We start from the raw sequence: 3,795 nt of genomic DNA, 5'->3' as shown, positions 1-3,795 counted from the left end.
ACCGGGTACTGAAGTTCTGCACTCAGCAAGACTCCGTTATCCGTCAGCAGAGCATCCTGACGATAACCCCGGATGCTTTCTAAGCCGCCTAAACCAAATTGTTCTAAAGGAACTAGGGTTCTATCTGCCAGTTGCACGTTGCCACGCACCAATAGCAACGTTTCTGGGGCGAGGAGGCGTACCCACTGGGCTTGCCCTTGCCATGAATAAAAGCGGCTATCGGGACCAGATTCGTTGAGGGTGGCATCAAAGGCACCGAGTCCGATATTAAATTGCGATCGCAAGGCAATGACTTGGCGAGTCCCGGTTTGCGTCCATTCCTGAAACAATCGTAATGCTGATATCCGGGTGCGTCCCTCGTCATCAGCGCCCGCCGACAGGGGAAACGGAATCTCTAGCAAAGAAGTTTCGCTTTCCCGCCGAGATGCTGTTAAACCGACGGTGAATTGTTGGGTGGGGGTTTGAACAATTGGCTGGCGCAGGGTCAATTCGTAGTAGCGCGAGGCGGCATAAATATCGAGACGGTCGAAGGGTGGCTCAATCACATCGCTGGATGTGGTGCCGTAACTGACGCTAAACGTGCCATTGTAAGGATTAATCGGCAGTGTGTAGGAAGTATCGAAGCTATCGCTGCCATCTGTATTGCTGTAGGCAAGGCTTAAACCATCTCCCAAACCGAATAAATTCGCTTCATTCACTTGCAAGCGACGTCGGAAGCTGCCCACACTAGGGGAACGACCGTTATCGATGCCGATTTGGGTGCTAAAGGTCTTCGCCTCTGTTATCCGAACCTCCAGCAAACTGAATCCCGGACGGGTTCCAGCAGAAAGTTCCGCGGATAAATTGGCAATCAGCGGATTGAGTTGCAGCAGCTGCAATGCTTCTAAGAGACGCTCTCGATTGAGCGGCTTTGATGTGGCGACAGCCAAACGCGATCGCACGTAGTTGGAATTTAACCGTCGCGTGCCACTAATTTTAATGTCTTCTAAGCCGCCTTCGACGACCTGAATGGTGACGACGCCTCCCTGAATCGTTTGGTTAGCTGGAATCAGGGCACCTGACGTAATATACCCTTGGTTGACGTAAAACTCGGTGACAGCAGTTCGAGCTTGCAGCAGTTCGGCAAAGGAAATCGGTCGATTGGTAAACGGCTTGGTAATTTCCGCTAGCTTTTCGGAACTGAAAGCTGTATTGCCGATGAATTCAAACTTTTCCACCGTGATGTTGCCAGGAACAGTCTCCCCCGGTGTTTCCGCCTCCGGGGAAGGCTGCATAGGCGACTGGAGCAAGTCTCCTGGCGGCGGTAGTGGGGCAGGTGTTTCTGGTAAAGGAAGTGGGGAAGGGGAGGGAGGTGGCGGCTGAAGGATGTCTTGTGGTGGAGGGAGTTGAGGTTGAGCCGAGTCAATCGTTTCCGGAAGCGATCGCGCGACTTGCGCCGTCAAGCAGATACTCAGGATTGCTAAACCCAGCCGAAGATACAATAAGCGATCGCCCCCAGAAAAATTACGGTACATGGCACTTAGCGGTTGTTAGCCCGGAATGAAGAGAGGAGTACGGAACAGCAGCCGTGAGAACGACTTCGCCTCGATCGTTTTTCACCCAACCTTGTGCTTCTACCGGCTCTTTTGTCAAGTTTGACTGTATGGCAACATCCTTTTGGGAGTGAGTGGAAGCTGGTGCAACCTGACGCCAATCTGTCCAAACGGCACTGCTGCTTCGGGTTTCGCTAGGATTGTCCGGCAACCCTCCGCTTCCCGTCACGGTGAAAGAACTCGCAACGTTGCTGCCACTCGCCGGACAAGTTTGTGCTACCAATCCAGAAGCATCGACCAATTCGGCTGGTAAAGTCGCTAACCCGCGACTGGGATCGACATCCAAAGTATTAATTTGTACGGTGCCATCTACCCCAAATTCCGAACTCGCCGTGATGTCACTTTGGGAGGTTGGGCGCGATCGCAACTGGCTACCAAAGATACTAGAAGTGGTGATGTTGATACTCCCTCCCCGACCTTGGAAGGCATTGGCGGTAATATCGCTATTTTCAGATGGGACAGCGACGATGAATTTGGCATTAATATCCACATTCCCGCCATCTCCACCCGCTTTTGCAGTGCCTGCGGTGGTGGAAAGGTTACTATTGCGGCGCAGCAATAATAAGTCTTGCACTCGCAATCGAATATTCCCGCCGTCACCGGATACAGTTTGGGCGTTGAGGGTTGCCCCATTGTCTAGCAGGATAGAGCCAGAGTCAATTTCGAGTTCCCCAGCTTTTCCTAACCCTTGACTGCCCACAGAGATTTGTCCCCGATCCCGAACCGTTAACAACTGAGTTTTAACCGTCAGACTTCCCCCATCTCCGGTCGAAAATGCCGGAAGATTACTGCTATCGGAGGGGGAACCATCTCCGTCTCGGATGACATCGGCAGGGTTGCCGGTTCCAGCAAACAATCTGCTGCGAAGCTTTCCATTTCCTGAAGTCCCAATCAGTTCTACCAACTCAGAGGCATTCACCTCCACATTTCCCCCGAAACCTGCCCCAAAAGTAGCCGCAGAGACTTCTGCCCCATTTCGGATCGTCAATTTCCGAGTGGTAATCGTTAAGTTTCCAGCTTTCCCATTGCCTCTAGAAGTTTGAACCGACAATCCACTGGGACGGCGATCGCTCGGTGCGGTGCCACTCAGTTCCACCCGATCGGTGGCATAGACGTTGATACTTCCTCCCTGCCCCGTTCCGGAACCACTCGCTGATATCCGCGCCCCATCCCGAACTAGCAATTGCCGGGTCGTAATTGTCACGTTTCCCGCATCTCCCCCTGCATCTTTAACATCACTGGCGAGTTTGCTGGGTTTTTGACCATCCGCTGAGGTGCCGATCAGTTCTACCGAATCAGAGACATTGATGTCGATAATCCCTCCTTTCCCCTTGCCGGTGGTTGTTGCAGAGACCTGAGAACCCCCTTGAATGGTTAGCCGCACAGCTTGGATAAAGATTCCTTGCCCATTTCGATTCCCCAACGTATTTGCAGAAACTTTTGACTCATCGCTGAATGTCACCTGTCTGCCGGAAAGCTGGATCGCCCCGCTACCTTGACCATTGACATCAATCACGGCTTGATTCGTGAGGGATATATCTGCATGGACGACGCTATCTAGAAATTTCAAGCGCCAACGATTGCCTTGTGCATTCAGCTTTACGGTTCCTGGTTCTGCGACTCCTGCCAACTCGACTCGACCACTCCGCGCCTGCAAAAGCCCGCCCTTCCAACTCACATCACCGCCTAATAACAACAAAGTCTGATTTTCTGCAACTTTCAGGGTGCTAGCAGAACCCACGATTGGTTTCGGCAGTTGTGAAGAGATAAACCCACTCGGATCGCCAACCATCGTCAGTAAGCTACTCGCTTCTTCTGGATTGGTGGCGCTAAACTGGCTACCATCCGCCCACACCAAAGCATCCAGAGTTGTGGCAACAAAAGAGCCTCTGGTGGCACTACCGACATTGAGTTGAGCCTTTGGCCCGAAGTGAATGCCACTGGGATTGATCAAGAAGAAGTTGACCGGCTGATCGGTAAAAATTGAGCCGTTAATCAAGGAGGGAGAACCCCCTGTAACACGGGATAGAATATTCTGGATATTGGCGGCGCTGCTAAAACCCGCTACCTCGCCTGCGTTGAGGCTAAATTTTCCAAAGCTGTGGAACAGATTACTGCCGACGGTTTGACCCGCTGATTGAGGAATAACGTAATTGGGACCCGTTAAGGTTTTTGCCAAGCCGAGGCTGCCATCAAGGGTGAT

Annotated in this window: 2 protein-coding genes; both read right to left on the bottom strand. The window is 52.2% G+C overall.

What is annotated here, in order from left to right; all coding sequences use genetic code 11:
* A partial coding sequence (locus H6F50_RS01435; RefSeq protein WP_190425532.1) for a ShlB/FhaC/HecB family hemolysin secretion/activation protein occupies positions 1 to 1,514 on the bottom strand: 1,514 nt, incomplete at its 3' end.
* A partial coding sequence (locus H6F50_RS01430; protein ID WP_190425529.1) for a filamentous hemagglutinin N-terminal domain-containing protein occupies positions 1,504 to 3,795 on the bottom strand: 2,292 nt, incomplete at its 5' end. The genes H6F50_RS01435 and H6F50_RS01430, both read right to left, overlap by 11 nt.

Source organism: Coleofasciculus sp. FACHB-712, assembly GCF_014695635.1.
Lineage (GTDB): Bacteria > Cyanobacteriota > Cyanobacteriia > Cyanobacteriales > FACHB-T130 > FACHB-T130.
Note: the sequence above shows the minus strand (reverse complement) of the source record. Positions and strands in the feature narration are given on the sequence as shown.